At 64.5% G+C, this 17,803-nt stretch carries 17 protein-coding genes; 10 read left to right on the top strand and 7 right to left on the bottom strand.

The annotated features are described in order from the left end of the window. Positions 1-3 precede the first annotated feature (3 nt). Positions 4-1,167: an ABC transporter ATP-binding protein gene (locus ACXJKC_RS01020; RefSeq protein WP_456694800.1), complete on the top strand. Its 1,164-nt coding sequence runs from the start codon at positions 4-6 to the stop codon at positions 1,165-1,167. 12 nt (positions 1,168-1,179) lie between these two features. On the opposite strand, the gene ACXJKC_RS01015 is transcribed toward ACXJKC_RS01020, so the two are convergent. From ACXJKC_RS01015 to cls, 3 genes are all read right to left on the bottom strand, one after another. Next, positions 1,180-2,028 (bottom strand): hypothetical protein, encoded by an 849-nt coding sequence (locus tag ACXJKC_RS01015; RefSeq protein ID WP_456694799.1) that lies wholly within the window; start codon positions 2,026-2,028, stop codon positions 1,180-1,182. A 1-nt stretch (position 2,029) separates the two neighbouring features. Next, positions 2,030-2,671, bottom strand: coding sequence for a metallophosphoesterase family protein (locus tag ACXJKC_RS01010; RefSeq protein WP_456694798.1), 642 nt, complete (start codon positions 2,669-2,671; stop codon positions 2,030-2,032). A 224-nt stretch (positions 2,672-2,895) separates the two neighbouring features. Then, positions 2,896-4,395: a cardiolipin synthase gene (gene cls, locus ACXJKC_RS01005; protein ID WP_456694797.1), complete on the bottom strand. Its 1,500-nt coding sequence runs from the start codon at positions 4,393-4,395 to the stop codon at positions 2,896-2,898. A gap of 128 nt (positions 4,396-4,523) precedes the next feature. On the opposite strand from cls, the gene ACXJKC_RS01000 reads away from it, so the two are divergent. From ACXJKC_RS01000 to ACXJKC_RS00965, 8 genes are read left to right on the top strand one after another with little or no spacing between them, the layout of a single operon-like run. Then, on the top strand, positions 4,524-4,754 hold the full coding sequence (locus tag ACXJKC_RS01000; protein WP_456694796.1) for a lipopolysaccharide assembly protein LapA domain-containing protein: 231 nt from the start codon (positions 4,524-4,526) through the stop codon (positions 4,752-4,754). A gap of 36 nt (positions 4,755-4,790) precedes the next feature. Further along, on the top strand, positions 4,791-5,438 hold the full coding sequence (locus tag ACXJKC_RS00995) for a TM7S3/TM198-like domain-containing protein (RefSeq protein WP_456694795.1): 648 nt from the start codon (positions 4,791-4,793) through the stop codon (positions 5,436-5,438). Positions 5,439-5,446: 8 nt separating this feature from the next. Next, entirely contained in the window at positions 5,447-6,022 is a 576-nt protein-coding gene (locus ACXJKC_RS00990; RefSeq protein ID WP_456694794.1) for a hypothetical protein, read from the top strand. Further along, positions 6,019-6,507 (top strand): RDD family protein, encoded by a 489-nt coding sequence (locus ACXJKC_RS00985; protein ID WP_456694793.1) that lies wholly within the window; start codon positions 6,019-6,021, stop codon positions 6,505-6,507. Before ACXJKC_RS00990 ends, ACXJKC_RS00985 begins: the two co-directional genes overlap by 4 nt. A gap of 28 nt (positions 6,508-6,535) precedes the next feature. Next, on the top strand, positions 6,536-8,254 hold the full coding sequence (locus ACXJKC_RS00980) for an alpha/beta hydrolase (RefSeq protein WP_456694943.1): 1,719 nt from the start codon (positions 6,536-6,538) through the stop codon (positions 8,252-8,254). A 33-nt stretch (positions 8,255-8,287) separates the two neighbouring features. Next, complete coding sequence (locus ACXJKC_RS00975) at positions 8,288-9,673, top strand: magnesium chelatase (protein WP_456694792.1); 1,386 nt, start codon at positions 8,288-8,290, stop codon at positions 9,671-9,673. After that, complete coding sequence (locus tag ACXJKC_RS00970) at positions 9,666-11,735, top strand: vWA domain-containing protein (RefSeq protein WP_456694791.1); 2,070 nt, start codon at positions 9,666-9,668, stop codon at positions 11,733-11,735. Before ACXJKC_RS00975 ends, ACXJKC_RS00970 begins: the two co-directional genes overlap by 8 nt. Before the next feature lie 58 nt (positions 11,736-11,793). Continuing rightward, the gene (locus ACXJKC_RS00965; protein WP_456694790.1) at positions 11,794-12,324 is read left to right on the top strand and encodes a ribonuclease H family protein; all 531 of its coding nucleotides are present in this window, start codon (positions 11,794-11,796) and stop codon (positions 12,322-12,324) included. Here ACXJKC_RS00965 and ACXJKC_RS00960 read toward each other — a convergent pair. Next, positions 12,321-13,076, bottom strand: coding sequence for a hypothetical protein (locus ACXJKC_RS00960; RefSeq protein ID WP_456694789.1), 756 nt, complete (start codon positions 13,074-13,076; stop codon positions 12,321-12,323). The two genes, ACXJKC_RS00965 and ACXJKC_RS00960, sit on opposite strands and share 4 nt — an antisense overlap. A 70-nt stretch (positions 13,077-13,146) precedes the next feature. Here ACXJKC_RS00960 and ACXJKC_RS00955 point away from each other — a divergent pair, with 70 nt between their 5' ends. Beyond that, positions 13,147-13,953: a phosphatase PAP2 family protein gene (locus tag ACXJKC_RS00955; protein WP_456694788.1), complete on the top strand. Its 807-nt coding sequence runs from the start codon at positions 13,147-13,149 to the stop codon at positions 13,951-13,953. On the opposite strand, the gene ACXJKC_RS00950 is transcribed toward ACXJKC_RS00955, so the two are convergent. Genes ACXJKC_RS00950 through ACXJKC_RS00940 form a run of 3 tightly spaced genes read right to left on the bottom strand, consistent with a single transcriptional unit; the run spans position 13,940 to position 17,789 of the window. Next, the gene (locus ACXJKC_RS00950) at positions 13,940-15,454 is read right to left on the bottom strand and encodes a glycoside hydrolase family 16 protein (protein WP_456694787.1); all 1,515 of its coding nucleotides are present in this window, start codon (positions 15,452-15,454) and stop codon (positions 13,940-13,942) included. The genes ACXJKC_RS00955 and ACXJKC_RS00950 overlap by 14 nt on opposite strands. Positions 15,455-15,477: 23 nt before the next feature. Beyond that, complete coding sequence (locus tag ACXJKC_RS00945; RefSeq protein ID WP_456694786.1) at positions 15,478-16,911, bottom strand: vWA domain-containing protein; 1,434 nt, start codon at positions 16,909-16,911, stop codon at positions 15,478-15,480. Next, positions 16,908-17,789 carry an AAA family ATPase gene (locus ACXJKC_RS00940; RefSeq protein WP_456694785.1) on the bottom strand — a complete coding sequence of 294 codons (882 nt, stop codon included), beginning with the start codon at positions 17,787-17,789 and terminating at the stop codon, positions 16,908-16,910. Before ACXJKC_RS00940 ends, ACXJKC_RS00945 begins: the two co-directional genes overlap by 4 nt. Positions 17,790-17,803: the final 14 nt, after the last annotated feature.

The following is a 17,803-nucleotide window of genomic DNA, read 5'->3' as shown; positions in this document are numbered from 1 at the left end:
CGCATGGCCGCCATCGAGATGAAGAATATTGTCAAGAAGTACGGCGACGGCTTCCCTGCCGTCAACGACGTGAGCATCGATGTCGCCGACGGCGAGTTCATGATCCTGGTCGGGCCGTCGGGCTGCGGTAAGTCAACGTTGTTGCGGATGATCGTGGGTCTGGAGGACATCACGTCCGGCGACATGATCATCGGGGGAGACCGGGTCAACGACCTCGCCCCCCGCGACCGCAACCTGTCGATGGTGTTCCAGAACTATGCCCTTTACCCGCACTTGACGGTGTACGAGAACATCGCCTTCCCACTGCGTCTGTCCAAGACGAGCGAGAAGGAGGTCGACGAGAAGGTACGAGAGGCCAGCAAGACTCTCGACCTCGACGAGCACCTGCAACGCAAGCCCGCCAATCTGTCGGGCGGCCAGCGCCAGCGCGTCGCGATGGGACGCGCGATCGTCCGCGATGCCAAGGCGTTCTTGTTCGATGAGCCGTTGTCGAATCTGGATGCCAAACTGCGCGGCCAGATGCGCACCGAGATCGCCCGTCTGCAAAAGAAGCTCGGCATCACGACGGTCTACGTGACCCACGACCAGACCGAGGCGATGACACTCGGCGATCGGGTCGCGGTCATGAAGCGTGGCTCGCTGCAGCAGTTGGCCACGCCGCGCGAACTCTACGAACAGCCGGTCAATCTCTTCGTGGCGGGCTTCATCGGTTCGCCGCCCATGAACTTCCTGCCCGCGACGGTTGAAGGCGATCAGGTCACACTGCCGTTCGGCACCTTCCCCTTGCTGTCGGCCAAGGCCGAGCGCACCGCAGGCAAGGGCCTGTTGATGGCCGGAGTGCGACCTGAACACTTCGAGGACGTCTCGGTGCTGGAAGAAGGGCATGTCGACAGTTCCAGAACATTCGAGGCGCATATCGACGTCCGTGAGTGGCTGGGCGATCAGCAGTACGCCTACGTGCCGTACGAGGCCGAGGCCGAGGTGCAAAACCAGCTCAAGGAACTGGCCCGCGAGTCCGACAGCGACTCGCTGCGCACCCAACTGGTGGTGTCGCTCGACGCGGCGAGCACCGTGAAAGAGGACGACACGGCCACGCTGTTCATCGACGCCGACAAGATGCACCTGTTCGATCCGTCGACGGGAGAGAACCTCACTGTCGGGCTCTGAGCGCGGGCGACCTTAACGCCGCTTCTTGCCCTTCTTCGCGACGGCGGCCATGATCTCGGCGCTCCACTCGTGTTCGCGGATCAGCCGATAGCGTTCGTTCGCGACCCGCAGATAGGCCTCTGCGGGACGTTCGTCGACGCCGCGTACGCCGGCTTCCTCGATCATGTCGACGACGGGGCGGAATTCCTCGGCGTACCACCGCGCGGCCATGGTCTCCGGATCCATGTAGGTGCGCTCGGCATGCATCCTTCGGGTCGCCCACGCTTCGACGTTCTCAGCGATCAGCCCGTAGTCGAACGGCCGATTGAAGGCCACTGCGGCTCGTGCCTCGCCTGTGAACGGCACGCGTTGGAGCATGAGGCGTCGCCAGTGCTTGAGTTCGAGATCTGAGCGGCCGCCGATACCCACCGGCGCAAGGAAGGTGTCGATCGCTGTGACTCGGGCTTCGATGACGTCGAGGCCGAGGCTGCGTGCGACCGACACTCGGTGGTGACCGTCGCGGACGAAGTAGTAGTCGCCCACCTGGTACACCTCGATCGGCGGGATCTCCTCACCCGTCCGGCTCGCGCGGGAGAGGCGCTCCCAGCGTTGACGGCTACGTGCTGAGGTGGGTCGAAATCGTCTGTCGAAATCCCGAACCTTGTCGACCGAACCGACAATGGCGTCCAGCGGGATGAGTTTGGTGCCCAGGTAGTTCTCGGCTCGTCGTCCGAGGGCATCGACCACCTCGTCGAACGACATCGCGTCCACATCGCTGTCGTTGCGCAGAGTCGCCGCCAGGCTCGACAGGACCTGGTGTCTGCGGGCGCGCATGAAGTCGCTCTCGGCATCGACTCGTGGAGATCCAGAACTGCTGACCATGTCAGGCTCCTCGTCGCGCGTTGACAGATCCGCTGGTGGTCAACTGCGGTTCGATGTCGATGACCTGCCACGGGATGACATTGCGGATCGTGGTCGGTCCGACCTGCCGGTCGGATTTGAGTAGTCCATAGGGGTGAATGTGGCCGTGCAGATGCCAGCTGGGCCGCAATGTCGCGAGGACACCGTGCAGCGCCTCGATGCCGACATGGGACGGATCGGGCTCGTCACCGAGTCCGAACGGGGGAGCATGGGTGAGGAGGACGTCGACCGTCTCGAAACCGGCTCGAGCTGCCTGTTTCGTGAGACTGCGTGCTCGGTCGTCATATTCGCGCTGCGTGTATTGGTGATCGCCACGGTTGTAGCGCACGCAGCCGCCGAGGCCGGCTATCCGCAGACCTGCGATAGATGCCGCTCGTCCGTCGAGATTGACCAGACCACGCGGACCTGAGGCCCGCCCGCGGCCGATCCGCGGATCGTGATTACCCGGCACGAATGCGGCCGGGGCATCGATCGACGATGCCAATGTCTCCAGGTAGTCCCAGGGCAGATCGCCTGCGGCAAGGACCAGGTCTACGCGCAGGTCTTGCACCCGCGACTGCATCGCGGGGACCTCTTCGTCGGCGACGGCCAACACGCGGACCATGTCTCGACACTACCCCTGAGGCGGCCGGCTAACCCGTGCGAATGTGCGCGATCTCGAATATCGGCCGGCGTGGATCAGCGCCGCCGTTCGCTCAAGTACTGGGCCGCGAGCAGGGTCACGACCACGACATTGATGAGGACGACCGCTACCGCGCTGGTCAAGAGTGCTTCTTGCATACTTCTGAGACGCGGGCCTCATCGATGTATGACGCGTGAACTGTCACCTCATTGCAAGGCAGAGGTCAGCCGCATCACATTGTCGACATATCGTCTTCGCAGAGGACGACGCGCCCAGTCCTCGGCAAGCAGCTCACTGGACAACTCCCGGTAGTGGTCTTCGACCTCGCGCATCCGGGCGACGACCTGGGATCCCAGCATCATGAGCGAGATCTCGTAGTTGAGCCCGAATGAGCGCATGTCCATATTGCTCGATCCGATCACGGCCACGGTGTCGTCGATCGTGAAGTGTTTGGAGTGCAGGATCAGGGGAGCGGGATACAGATATATCCGTACGCCGGCATCGAGCAATGCCTGGTAGTACGAGGCCTGGGCGTGACCGACCATGAACTGGTCGGAGACCTCGCTGACGAACAGCTCCACCTCGACGCCGCGCATCGCCGCAGTCGTGACGGCGTAGAGCAGCGACTCGTCCGGCACGAAGTAGGGGCTGGTCAGCGAGATCCGCTCGGTCGCGCCGTAGATCAGGCTCGTGAACATGCGCAGATTGTTCTCCGCGACGAATCCCGGGCCGCTGGGGACCAGCTGACACGCGACATCGCTGACGCAGCCGTCGTTCACGGCGACCGTCTGCTTCTGCGGCATGGACACATCGAGCATCACATCGCTCTCGACGTACCAGTCCGAGGCGAACACGGCGTCGAGCGCGGCCACGACCGGCCCCTCCAGACGCACCATGAGCTCGACCCATGCGCGGCCGAGTTTGTGGTTCTTGGGCTTGTTGTAACCCGGCTCGGTCAGATTCTGTGAGCCGGTGAATGCGACCAGATCGTCGACGACCAGAAGTTTGCGGTGATTGCGCAGGTCCGGTCGACGGAATCTGCCCTTGAGCGGTTTGATCGGCAACATGACTCGAAATTCGATCGGTCCGTTCTCCAGGCGTTCGAGCAGCTTGGCGTATCCGGGGATGCCACGAGAACCGAGATGGTCGAACAACATGCGAACCGCGACCCCGCGACGGTCGGCGGCCTCGAGTGCGTCGATCAACGGGCCGGTCAGCTCATCGAGCGCGGTGATGTAGAACTCGATGTGAACGAAGTCGCGGGCGTCCTCGATGGCCTCGATCATCTTGGCGATCGACGTCGAGTAGTCCTCGATGAACTCCACGGTGTTGCCGCTGACAGCGGGCAGAGCACTGAGCTGACGGTTGAGGTGGACGACGGTGCGTATCGCCGGCGTCGTCTCGACCCCTTCGGGCTCGATGAGGCCTTCGGTGTGGGTCGCGACGTTCTCGAACGCTTCACGCTGGCGGCGATGACGGTCCCGTCCCAGGCGAGTGTTGCCGAAGAAGGCGAAGGCGATGAATCCGAGCAATGGACTGAGCAATATGGCCAGAAGCCAGGCCATTCCCGACGATGGGCGACGGTTGCCCGGTATGAAGCCCAATGCCGCGATCTTGAACAGGATCGAGGTGGCCGCGAGCGCGAATCCGATCAGGAGCGCGATGGTCGACGGGCTGTTGTCGAGCACCGGTATCGCAGAAGTCATGACCGGAAGTCTGCACTACCGTGGCGCTCAGATGGCGGCCGATCGGCTCAAACAGACGATGCGGTGAACGGCGTGAAGCGTAGACTTCGGCGGACCAGCACGTGTCAACTCGTTCCGAGAGGCTTGCCATGACGACACCGACCCCCGACCGAGCGCCGCTGTTGACTGTCGTCCGCGAACGCTGGATCGCAATAGTCCTGGTCATTTTGACGGTCGCGTTCATCCTGCAGAACCGCAACCGAGTCGACATCAATCTGTTCTGGATGCACGTGAGCATGCCGTTGTGGCTTGTGCTGTTCCTGATCACCGCGATCGGGGTGGCGATCGGATATCTCGTCTCCCGCCGCCGCCATCGCTGACCAGGTGATCCGGACAACGACGAAAGGTGGCTTCGCATGTCTGATGTCTTCGTAGGGATCCTGGCCGTCCTGGCCGGACTGATGCTCTGTTTCCGGGGTTACTGGACCTTGCGGCTCGTGCTCGGCATCTGGGGCGCGGTGATCGGCTTCGGGCTGGGCGCGACGCTTGCGACGTGGATCAACGACGACAGCTACCTCGCCTCGGCGTTGGGCTGGATCATCGGCCTCGTGTTGGCGCTGGTGTTCGCTCTGTTGGCATACCTCTACTACGCGATCGGCGTGATCCTCTCGCTCGGCTCGATGGGATTCGTCCTCGGTGCCGCAGTCACCGGCGCGCTCGGTGTCGAGTGGGACTGGGTCATCATCGGCGTGGGAGTCGTGTGCGGTCTGGCCGTCGCGCTGCTGGCGATCGCGGCCGATGTGCCGATGGTTCTGCTCGTGGTGTTGAGCTCGCTGTCCGGCGCGACGGTGCTGATCGCCGGCGTCATGCTGATCGCCGGCGTCTTGAACACGGCAGACTTCGACCAGGCTGCCGTGACCGAGAACATCGATGGTCACTGGTACTGGACGTTGGGATTCGCGGCGCTGGCCGTCGTCGGCATCTTGTCGCAGTTGAACCATGTGCGGGGTCTTGCCAGTGCCCGTCAGGGCTGGGATGCGAGCGCACGCCGGACGGGTGCCTGAGACATCAGATGGCAGAACCAGATGATGGTCCGCTCGGGCGCGGATTGGACGCGGCAGCTGATCTGTTGCGTGGCGCGATAGTCCCAGGGCGCAGGCTCGCGGCCCTTGCGCTGCATCCGCCTTTGCTCCCGGAGGCCATTTCACCAGGGCGGGCGCTGCAGGACATGTCAGCCAGGGTGCATCGCGGGAGCGAAGCCTCACTGGAGATCCTCCATGACGTGCTGGAGACGTTATTGGATGCGCAGGTGCCCAAGATCGCCGATGCCGTACTGGCCCGACTCGATCTGACAACTCTGATCGCAGACCACGTCGACGTGAGCCAGATCGTCGAGTCGATCCTCGATCGTCTCGACCTGACCGAACTTGCTCGCACCAGGATCGATCTGGCCGGGTTGACGAACGAGGTCATCGAAGAGATCGACTTGTCGGCCCTCATCCGCGAGTCGACATCCGGTGTGGCCTCCGACGTCGTCACGGGTGCCAGAGCGAGCGCCGCGACGGCCGACGAGGCGGTCGCGCGCTTCCTGAGTAGGCGGCGCAGGCGCCGAGGCGAGACCGAACCGACGGGGGAGACAGCACCATGACCGGATCGAGGAGGCGGGCAGTCGCCTCGCTGCATGGCCGGCCAGCTGGTGTTGTGACCCGTGCGGCAGCCGGCGTCATCGACTACCTGGTGGTGGGGTTGATCGTCCTGCTCGGGCACCTGTCGATCATCGCGCTTCGATTCGTGACCAATCCGGTCCGTTTCAACTGGCCGCGGACGAGCTGGGCGATCCTGATTGTCAGCGGCGTGATCGTCATGGTGTGCTATCTGACGATCTCGTGGTCAGCGACCGGAAAGACCTTGGGTGCCAGCATCATGGGCACCCGAGTCGTCAACCGGCACGGCGGTCGACTCGGGTTCGCCTGGTCATTGATCCGCGCAGCGCTGGTCGTCGTCTTTCCCGTGGGGCTGTTGTGGTGTGCGGTGAACACCGGCGGCCGTTCGGTGCAGGATGTCGCACTGCGCACCCGTGTGCTCTACGACTACGACATCTCGACGTCCTATGCGGTGCACGAAGCTCCCTGAGCCGGATCGCAGTAGGATCTCGCACGTGATGTCGACCAGCAGCACACAAACGTCTCGGCCAGGACGTTTCCGTCGCGTCTTCACGGCGTCGCGGGTGCTGCGTTACACCCTGCCCGGAGCATGGGCGGCCTGGATCTTCGCCGCGCTGGCGTTCACTCCTTCACTGCTGCCGCGAAGCGGCCTGTTCCAGGGCGTGCTTTCCGGCATCAACGGAGCGATCGGGTACGGCGTAGGTGTCTCACTCGCGTGGGTATGGCGTGAGTACGCCGATCGTGAACGGCGCAGGCCGGGAGTCAACTCCTGGCGGCTGTTCTGGGTTTTCGCGATTGTCACAGGTGTTGTCGCAGTGGTCCTCGGAGAACGCTGGCAGTCGCAAGTACGCGAACTGATGGGAGCCGGCGACGTCTCGATCTCGCGGTTCATCATGATGCCGGTCGTCGGTGTCGTGACGTTCGTCGTGCTGGTCGGTGTCGGCCGGGCGTTGCGCAGCGCCTATCGCGGTCTCTCGTCTCTCCTGGCGCGTAAGATCGGGCCCCGCGCAGCACGTGCCACCGGCTGGCTCGCGGTCGCGGTCGCGACGTTCCTGGTGCTGAGCGGCCTGGTCTACGACAATGCGATCAAGGCGGTCGACGCCTCGTTCTCACTGGGCGATCAGACCATTTCTTCGCGATTGACCGCACCTGAGCTCGCGACCCGATCGGGTAGCGACGTCTCCCTGGTCGACTGGGAGGATCTCGGCAGGCAAGGACGTCGTTTCGTGGTCGGCGGTCCGAGTGCCGAGCAGATCACCGAGGCCACCGGTCGTCCGGCGGTCGAACCTGTGCGCGCGTATGTGGGCACCGCCGCGGCGGAGGACGTCGACGAGCGTGCCCAGCTCGCGGTCGACGAGCTCGAACGGGCGGGCGGTTTCGACCGCGAATACCTCATGGTCGCCAACACGACCGGGAGCGGATTCCTCGAGCCGGGAGCAGTGGACTCCTTCGAGTACATCACCGCGAACTCCGCGATCATCTCGATGCAGTACTCCTATCTTCCATCCTGGATCTCCTACCTGGTCGACCAGAAGAATGCCCGCGACGCGGGCCGGGCCCTGTTCGATGCGGTCTACCAGCGCTGGAGCGCTCTGCCCAAGGAGTCGCGTCCCAAGATCTACATCTTCGGGGAGAGCTTGGGCTCGTTCGGCGGCGAGACGGCGTTCAGCGGGGAAGCCGATCTGGCCAATCGCAGTTCGGGCGCCTTGTTCGTCGGCCCGCCGAACTTCAACACGCTGTTTCGTGAGTTCACCGACCAGCGTGACGCCGGAAGCGGCGAAGTCGAGCCGGTCTTCCGACACGGCCGGATCGTGCGGTTCAGCAATGATGCGACCCAGCCGGCCGAGCCGGTCGACCAGCCATGGGACGGACCCCATGTGCTGTATCTCCTGCATCCGTCCGACCCGATCACCTGGTGGAGTCCGGATCTGATCTGGAGCAAGCCGGACTGGTTGTCGGAGCCGCGTGGCCGCGATGTGCTCCCGTCCATGCGGTGGATCCCGTTCGTGACGTTCTGGCAGACCGCGGCCGACATGGCCGTGAGCCAGAACGTGCCCACAGGCCACGGGCACACGTACGTCGGGGACCACGTCAACGGGTGGGCGCAGGTCCTGCAGCTCGATGGCTGGACGGCTGAACAGACCCAGCGGGTTCGCGACGTCATCTTGGACGGCTTCGACCCCGACGGTCCGCCGCCGTCGCTGACCGAGGAATGAGACGTGTTGGTGCCGGCGCAGTAGCGTTGTCGTGTGACTGCACCCACAATTCATACCGTCGGTGAGCTGCGAGCCTCCGGCCACGTCCACAAATCCCTGCGGGCCGAGATCCGCGACAACCTGCTCTCGGCGCTGCGCGACGGTCGCGATCCTTGGCCGGGTCTGCACGGATTCGAGTCGACTGTCATCCCGCAGCTCGAACGCGCGCTGATCGCGGGACACGACATCGTTCTGCTCGGCGAACGGGGGCAGGGCAAGACCCGGCTGCTGCGCACGATGGTCGGCCTCCTCGACGAATGGACGCCCGTCATCGCCGGATCCGAGCTCGGCGAGCATCCCTTCGAGCCCATCACGACCGCGAGCCTGCGACGTGCTGCCGAGCTCGGCGACGATATGCCGATCAGCTGGGTGCAGCGTGATGACCGCTATGCCGAGAAGCTGGCGACGCCCGACACGAGCGTCGCGGATCTGATCGGCGACGTCGATCCGATGAAGGTTGCGGAGGGGCGTAGCCTCGGTGACCCCGAGACGATCCATTTCGGCCTCATCCCGCGCAGCCACCGCGGCATTGTGGCGATCAACGAGCTGCCCGACCTGGCCGAGCGTATTCAGGTCGCGATGCTCAATGTGATGGAAGAACGCGATGTGCAGATCCGCGGATATGTCCTCCGCCTCCCGCTGGACGTCCTGGTCGTCGCGAGCGCGAACCCCGAGGATTACACCAACCGCGGTCGGATCATCACGCCGTTGAAGGACCGGTTCGGCGCCGAGATCCGGACGCACTATCCGACCGAGCTGGCCGACGAGGTCGCGGTGATCCGTCAGGAAGCCGAGCTGATCGCCGAAGTGCCCGACTACCTCGTCGAGATCCTGGCCCGGTTCACCCGCGCGTTGCGAGGCTCGAGTGCCGTCGACCAGCGCAGCGGCGTCAGCGCCAGGTTCGCGATCGCCGGTGCCGAGACGATCGCCGCGGCCGCGATCCATCGCGCGACTCGTCAGGGTGAGGAGCACGCCGTGGCCCGTCCGGTCGACCTGGAGACGGCGGTCGACGTCCTCGGCGGGAAAATCGAGTTCGAGTCGGGCGAAGAGGGCCGTGAGGATCAGATCCTCGACCATCTGCTGCGCACGGCTACCGCCGAGACTGTGCGCGAGTATCTGCGGGGGATCGACTTCGGGCTGCTGATCGATGCGCTCGAGAGCGGAATCCTGGTCACGACCGGCGAACAGGTGACGGCCCGTGACTTCTTGGCCGGTCTGCCGGTTCTGGGTGAGTCCGAGGTGTACGAGGAGGTCTGCGCCCGGCTCGGAGCGAGTAATGAGGGCCAGCGTGCCGGCGCCATCGAGCTGGCGCTGGAAGGGCTGTATCTGGAGCGGAAGGTCGGCAAGGAGTTCGGACAGGGAGAGACGGTGTATGGCTAGAGCCAACCGCAGGCTCACCCGCGACGCCCGTTACGGCAAGTACGTCGACGGGCCCGATCCGCTCGCGCCCCCGGTGGATCTGGCCGAGGCCCTCGGTGAAATCGGCGAGAACGTCATGGCCGGCTACTCCCCAGAGCATGCTCTGCGGGAGTTTCTGCGACGTGGGGGACGAGATCAGGCCGGACTGGATGACCTGGCCCGCCAGATCGCCGAGCGCCGACGGGAGCTCGCGCAGCGTCACAACCTCGACGGCACGCTGCAGGAGATCCGCGAGCTGCTCGATCGGGCGGTGCTCAGCGAGCGAAAGCAGCTGGCCCGCGATGTCGATCTGGACGACGTCGACCGCACTTTGGCCGAAATGCAACTGGGAAATCTGCCCAGTTCGGCTGCTGCGGCCGTCAGCGAGCTGAACGACTACAACTGGCGCAGCAGCGATGCTCGGGAGGATTTCGAGAAGATCAAGGACCTTCTGGGTCGAGAGATGCTCGAACAGCGGTTCGCCGGCATGAAGCAGGCCTTGGAGAATGCCACTGATGAGGATCGGGCGGCCATCAACCAGATGCTTCAGGACCTCAACCAGCTGCTCGAGGCGCATGCCCGGGGCGAAGCCGACCAAGATCGGTTCGACGAGTTCATGGCCGAGCACGGCGAGTTCTTTCCCGAGAATCCGGCAACCATCGAGGAACTCCTCGACATCCTTGCCCAACGGGCCGCCGCGGCGCAGCGGATGCGCAATTCGATGACGCCCGAACAACGTGATGAACTCGACGCCCTGGCTCAGCAGGCGTTCGGTTCGCCGGAGCTGATGGCATCGCTGTCCCAGCTCGACGGGAATCTGCAGTCCCTGCGGCCAGGTGAGGACTGGAGCGGTTCTGAGCAGATGAGCGGTGAGCAGGGACTCGGCCTCGGCGACGGCACGGGTGTGTTCCAGGACATCGCCGACCTCGACCAGCTCTCCGACCAGATCTCGCAGTCGTACAGCGGATCGCGGATGGACGATATCGACCTCGACAAGCTCGCCCGTCAGTTGGGCGAGGAGGCCGCGGTCGACGCCCGTACGCTGCAGTCCCTCGAGAAGGCCCTGCGCGACTCCGGAACCATGAAGCGTGGCGCCGACGGGCAGCTCAAGTTGACGCCGAAGGCCATGCGGCAACTCGGCAAGGCGTTGCTCCGCGATGTCGCCGACAAGATGTCAGGGCGCCAGGGCAACCGGGATCTGCGTCAAGCGGGGGCGGCAGGTGAGCGATCGGGCGCGACCCGCGAGTGGGCCTTCGGCGACACCGAACCGTGGGATGTGACCCGGACCATCACGAATGCGATAACCCGGACCGCCTCCGAGCACGGGAATTCTGCCGCAGGTGTACGCGTCGAGATCGGCGACGTCGAGGTGCAGGAGACCGAGGCGAGGACCCAGGCCTGCGTCGCACTGCTGGTCGACACATCGTTCTCGATGGCGCTCGACGGCCGGTGGGTTCCGATGAAACGCACCGCGCTGGCCCTGCACACGCTCATCACGAGCCGGTTCCGCGGAGACGATCTGCAACTCATCGGCTTCGGTCGCCATGCCGAGGTCATGGATATCGAACAGTTGACGGCACTGGATGCGATGTATGCCAAAGGCACCAACCTGCACCACGCACTGTTGCTGGCAAATCGACATTTCCGCAAACATCCGGGTGCCCAACCGGTACTGCTGATCGTCACCGACGGTGAGCCCACGGCGCACTTGGAGTCGAGCGGAGAGGTGTATTTCGGCTATCCGCCGCATCCGGTCACCGTGGCGCTCGCGGTACGTGAACTCGACAATGCGCGCCGACTCGGTGCCCACACGACGTTCTTTCGTCTGGGCGATGATGCGGGCCTGGCCCGGTTCATCGACTCATTGGCCAAGCGCGCCGACGGCACAGTCATCGCGCCGGAACTCGACGATCTGGGTGCCGCGGTCGTCGGCTCGTACTTGGGCACGCGTAGCGGTCGCGGCGGCCCGGGCGGCGATTTCGGCGGTACCGGCAGTACCTACCGTGACCTGTTCGACGGCGGGCGTGGCTTCTGGGTGGGCTGACGTTAGGGTTCGTGGGGCCGTCGCAGCCGCGCGGCCGATGACATCCTCAGGAGTATCCGTGACGCTGGCCCGTGACCATTCCGACGTCAGTTCCATGATCGACGCAATCGTCGTCGGCACCGACGGTTCGTGCGTCACGAATCCGGGGCCCACGGGTTGGGCCTACGTCGCTGACGACGGGACATCGGCGTGCGGTGGTCTGCTGACCGGCACCAACAACATCGGGGAGTTGCTGGCCGTCGAGAACGCCCTGCGCGACTTCGCGGATCGTCCACTGGTGATCCAGGCGGATTCGAGCTACACGATCGGCTGCGCCACGACCTGGGCCGGCGGGTGGGCACGCAATGGCTGGCGCAACTCCAAGAAGGAGACCGTCGCCAACGTGGAGATCGTGCAGGCGATCTACGCGCTCATGCAGGCACGGCGCGATGCCGATCAGCCGGTGTTCTTCCAGAAGGTCAAGGCGCACCTGACCGATCTCACGGTCTGGCCGCTCAACGTGGCTGCCGACACCTTGGCCGGGCAGGCGTCAGCTCGTGCCGCGCGCGGGGACATCGCCGAGCTGCGCACAGCGTCGGTCCCGGGCTAACCGATCCGGACCGTGCACACCAGACCGAGGTGGTCTGAACTGTCCGGTTCGGTGACCAGCACCCGGCCGTCCAGCACCTCGACCCGGGATCCGACGTAGATCGCATCGAGGTGTCGGCCATTGCGCTGCACCGTTTCGCCGATCGTGTGGTGGACGTCGTGATCGACGTTCTCGACGTCCACCAGTCCGCGCCAGTCGGCGTAACCGGCCGCCTCGAGTACTGCACGCGGAGTGCCCGGCCGCAAGGCGATGTTGTTGAGATCGGCGGCGACGACATCGACAGAATGCTCATGGCACAGTTCGGCCAGCCGAACGGCCTGCACCGCGCGGGACTCCGTGGCCTTCTCGGCGGTCGTCCCGGCAGAAGACGACAGATGGGTTGTCGCGGCAGTCCACTCGACACCGCTGGGGAGATGCTCGTACCTCACGATCGTCACGTACCGCTGCTGACGGGTACGGGTGCCGAGCGGCAGTTCCTGCATCGTGATCAGCCGATGCTGTGCCGGGTCGCTGTAAGCGTCGTTGCGGCCGTGAAGTGACCGGGCCACATCCCAGCCCGGGAGGATCCTGGCGAGGCTCCGTCGTTCGGCGCCGCGGTTGACCTCGACGAAGAAGTAGACGCTTGCGTCGGCACCGTCTTGGCCGTTGAGCTCGCGTTCGAGCATTACGGCCCGGCCGGGCCAGCGATGTCGCAGCAGCGTCCAGTTGGACCCCAGGATGTTCTTAAATCCGAGGCGGAACGTCGCCGTCATCATGCGAGCCTAGCCGAGGCGATCTCACCCCGGTCGGATCTCGCTCAGGGGATCGGGTCAGAATGAGCGGGTGCCGTGGCCGTCCTGGGAGCAAGCAGCTCTCGCGTGTGCGGTCAGCGTCATGGCCTGGCTCCTCGTCCGGCAGTTGCCCCCGAGCCGGATAGGGGATGCGACGCTTCCGGCGTTCCGCGAGTTCGCCTATATCGCCGGTCTCTACGCCATCTGGCGCCTGGCGCGCATGCTGCCGATCACGCATGAGACCGGAGCGCTGGACCGAGCCCGAGATATCGACGCCGTGCAGCACTTCTTACGGTTGCCCACCGAGATCTCGATGCAGCACTTCGTGATCGGCCATGACTCCCTCGCACGGGCTGTCAACGGCTACTACGCGATTGTTCACGTGCCGGCGTTGATCACGTTCTTGATCTGGGCTTTCGTACGTCACCGCGACATGTACCCGCGCTGGCGCAACGGTCTTGTCGTCGTGACCGCGGGATGTTTGCTGATCCGGTTCGTGCGCGTTGCTCCTCCGCGTTTCGTCGAGGAACTCGGCTTCGTCGACTTGTCGAGCCGGTTCGGGCTCGGGGTCTACGGTGACGTCGGCACCGGCGTGTCGGATCAATACGCCGCGATGCCGTCGATCCACGTCGGTTGGGCAGCTGTCGTGGCTCTCGGCGTCTTCGCGATGACGAGCCATCCGATCAGGTGGCTCGTGCTGATGCATCTACCCGTTACGGTTTTCGTCGTGGCCGCCACGGGACACCACTGGTGGCTCGACGGCGTCGTAGCGGTCCTGCTCCTGGCGGCGGGCCTCTCGCTCGACACCGCGGTCGCCCGCCGTCGGCGGCGTCCTCTCGTGCCGGTCAGGGTCGGTTGAGCAGTTCCTTGCCCTGATACACCCGCACCCAATCGACCTTGTACGTGAACTCGTCGCGCGTGTGCTCGGGAGAGGCCCAGCCCCAGTACTTCGAACCGACCTGCATATTGATGCGCAGATGGAATGTCGAGTCGAAGGTGTCGCCCCGGAAGTACGACTTGGTGTCAGGATCGTTGAAATCGACGAGTCCGACCGTTTTGCCGTCGTACAAGTAGCGCAGGCAATCGGGCGACCAGTTGACACCGAATCGGTGCCAGCCCTGCCAGATCTTGTCATCGCCGACATCGGCCCTGCCCCAGGTGTGGTCCTTCGACATCTGCTGCAGCGTGTCGTGCCAAGAGTTCCATTCATAGGAGGACGAGGGATCGAAGCTCTTGATCGTCTTGCCGCCATATGACTCGATGACGTCGATCTCGCCGGGCTTGTCGTCGGCCCGCAGCCAGAACGCGGGCCAGATGCCGCGCGATGCGGTGGCGGCGCTCGGCACCCAGGCGCGGACCTCGAAGTGTCCGTACTTCTGTCCGAACCGTTCGCGTTCTGCGTTGCCGAAGCCGGCGCTGTCGATCGTGTCGACGTATCCGGTCGAGTAGTCGCGAACCAGATTGTCGGGGTAGATCGCGTTCAGGTTGGTCCGCCACTCGGACTCAGGCAGTCGCTTGCCGGTGATGTTGAGCGCACCGTCACTGACCGACACCGCATCCTTGGTGATCCAGGCTCGGTCCTGATTCAAGAACGTGTTGTCACGGACCCGCCACGTGTCGCGGTCGATCGAGGTTCCCTCGAACTCGTCGGCGAACGTGAGTTCTCCCTGTTCGGGATCTGAGTAGTCGATGTCCTCGCACAGTGACGGCTGGGGGTTGGTCGGCGAAGGCGTGGGAACCGTTGGTGTGGGAGTCGGTGTCGGGGTGGGAGTAGGGACGGTCGGGGCAGCTGTCGCGACGACACTGATGTTGCGGATCCGAACGAAGTTCCGGCTTCGGATTTTCGTCCCCCGGGCGTACAGGCGTACCCGACTGGCGGCCTTCTTGGTCCGCACGGATGTAGTGACGGTGTACCAGCCTCGACTCGACGGACGGACGATCGTGGTCCGGCTTGTGACTGGGCTACCTGCATTGACCTCCTGGATACGGAATCGGAGCACGCGTCCGGGCTCAGATGTGCGGATACGGGCCGTGGCTGTCACGGTCGTGCCGGCGGCCGCGATCGGACGCGACGACAGTGGTGAACGCATCGAGATGTTCTTGCGTCCGGAATGGCGTTTCGGCCGTACCTGCAGCGAGGGTGTCGTCGCGCTGGAGCGGATCGCGCTGACTCGGGCATTCTTCGACGGTGTCCAGCGATCGGTCGCAGGCGAGATGTTGACCGTGGCAGGCGCGGCCTGCGCAGGATCTGAACCTCCGGGAGCAATCAGGAGTGCGAGGGCTGTCGCCGAGGCCATGGCTGCGCCGATCAGGCGTCGACTTCGATGGCCAGAACTGGCCACCCTCCCCGGAGTCGTCATGGAGACACGGTAGGGGCGTGGGCTCAGACAGGCAACAACCGGGTGATGAATTTCGCTAACTGATCGACATTGCAGCATTCGTGCATCTCGACGACCTCGGCGTACTGCGGGGCCACGGAATCGCCGAGACCCCACCGCATGGTCGCTTCCGGATTGAGCCAGAACGTGCGTTTGGCGCGTTGGCTGATGGCGTGCAGCGCCGGGAGGTTGGGCGATTGGTTGTTGTTGCGCGCATCGCCAAGGATCAGCACGGCGGTCCGCGGGCCGATGGCGTTCATGTACTCGGCGTGGAAGTCGCCGAATGCCTCACCGTAGTCGCTGCTGCTGTGCCACTTGGTGATGTGCGCATCGCGGGCGATGCGGTCAGAGAGGTCGTCGCTGTCCTCGCGGACGAGATCGGTCACCTCGTCCATCGCATTGACGAATGCGAAGACCCGGATCTTGCTGAACTGACTGCTGAGCGCCTGCACCAGATGCATCGTGAACCCGGAGAAGCCCGACACCGATCCGGAGACATCGCACAACAGCACGAGTTCGGGACGGGCCGGATGCGGCTTGGCGAAGACCGGATGCATCGGCACGCCGCCGGTCGACATCGAACGCCGGAGGGTGCGGCGGATATCGATACGGCCACGGGTCGCCTTACGCCGGCGCGCGGCCAGTCGGGTGGCCAGTTTGCGTGACAGCGGCGTGACGGTACGGCGAAGTTCCTCCAGCTGCTGTTTGCTCGCGCTGAGGAAGTCGATGCGATCGGTCCCTGACCGCACCGCGTGGCGCGTCACGATATCGCGCCCGCGCACTTCGGCGGTTCGCCGCCGAGCCTCGGCGGCGACCATCAGCCGGAGCCGGTCGATGTTCTGCCGGACCTCGTCGCGTTCGATCCGCTCGAGTATGTCGCCGTTCGCGCCGCCTTGTCCTGATCCGGTGCCTTGACCTTGACCCTTCCCCTGTCCGCCGCCTTCGCCTCGCAACTGCATGGCCTGGGCGAGTAGTGTCTGCGGCCGCAGACGTTCCAGCGTCTGGTAGGCCGACCAGCCGGCATTGGACGATCCGGGCTGGCCGACCTGTCCAAGCAGGTCCACCGCGATCTCAGCGATCTGATCGAGCGCCCGAAGATCGTTTTCAGCCAGCGCCATCGCCAGCAGATCGCGCAGGTCCTCGATATCGAAATCGTCGTCGGTCTCGAGTGCCGACTGCGGAGTACCGACTCCGGCCGGGAAGTAGATGTCGAAGGTCATGTCGAAGACATCGCGTTGACCGCCGCGGCGCACGAGCGCGGCGGCCAGCCCTTCGCGCAGCTGATGGCGATCGCTCATACCGAGGACCTCGATCACCGCGGCCGCGTCGACCGTTTCGCTGGTACCTGCAGGAATGCCTTTGGAACGAAGTGCCGTGACGAACTCGACCAACCGGCCGGCGACATCGCCGGCCGAGCCTTGAACGTGCCCGATGCTCATGAGGGGCTGAGCACCGCATCCAGGTCGAGTCGGGTCCGCGCCTTCTCCAAATCGTCCTGATGTTTGAGGATCACGCCGAGACTGTCCTTGACGACCTCGTCATCGAGGATGTCGGCGCCGAGAGCCACCAGCGTCCGAGCCCAGTCGATCGTCTCCGAGACAGAAGGCGCCTTGCGCAGCGGCATGGCCCGCAGTGCGTTGATCACTCGCACGAGTGACTCACCCAGCGTCTGGTCGAGCCCGGGCACCTTCAACGACACGATCTCCTGTTCCAGAGCGGGATCGGGGAAATCGACGTGCAGGAACAGGCAACGACGGCGCAATGCCTCCGACAGCTCACGGGTTGCATTCGATGTCAGGACGACGAATGGCCGGTGTTTGGCCGTGATGGTTCCGAGCTCGGGGATCGTGACCTGGAATTCCCCGAGCACTTCGAGAAGCAGGCCTTCGATCTCGACATCGGCCTTGTCGGTCTCGTCGATCAGCAGGACCGATGGATTCTCATTGCGGATGGCGGTCAGCAGCGGGCGGGCCAGCAAGAAGTCGTCGGAGAAGATGTCATCGCGTGCATCGTCCCAGGTCTCACCTCGCCCGGAGGTGATCCGCAGGAGTTGCTTGGCGTGGTTCCACTCATAGAGCGCGCGGGCCTCATCGACGCCCTCGTAGCACTGGAGCCGCACCAGATCCGATCCGCAGGCCGTCGCGACAGCCGTGGCCAGGGCGGTCTTGCCGACGCCTGCAGGGCCTTCCACCAGCAAGGGCTTGCCGAGCTCGCTGGCCAAGAAGACCGTCGTCGCAATCGCGTCCGACGCGAGGTATCCGGCGGACGCCAATTTAATCTTGACGTCGGCGATCGAGTCGAAAGGCATGGTGCGCATGCCTACGATGATGC

The organism is Aeromicrobium sp. P5_D10, assembly GCF_054049535.1.
The sequence above is the reverse complement of the archived record's forward strand: the minus strand, read 5'-3'. Positions and strand labels throughout refer to the sequence as shown.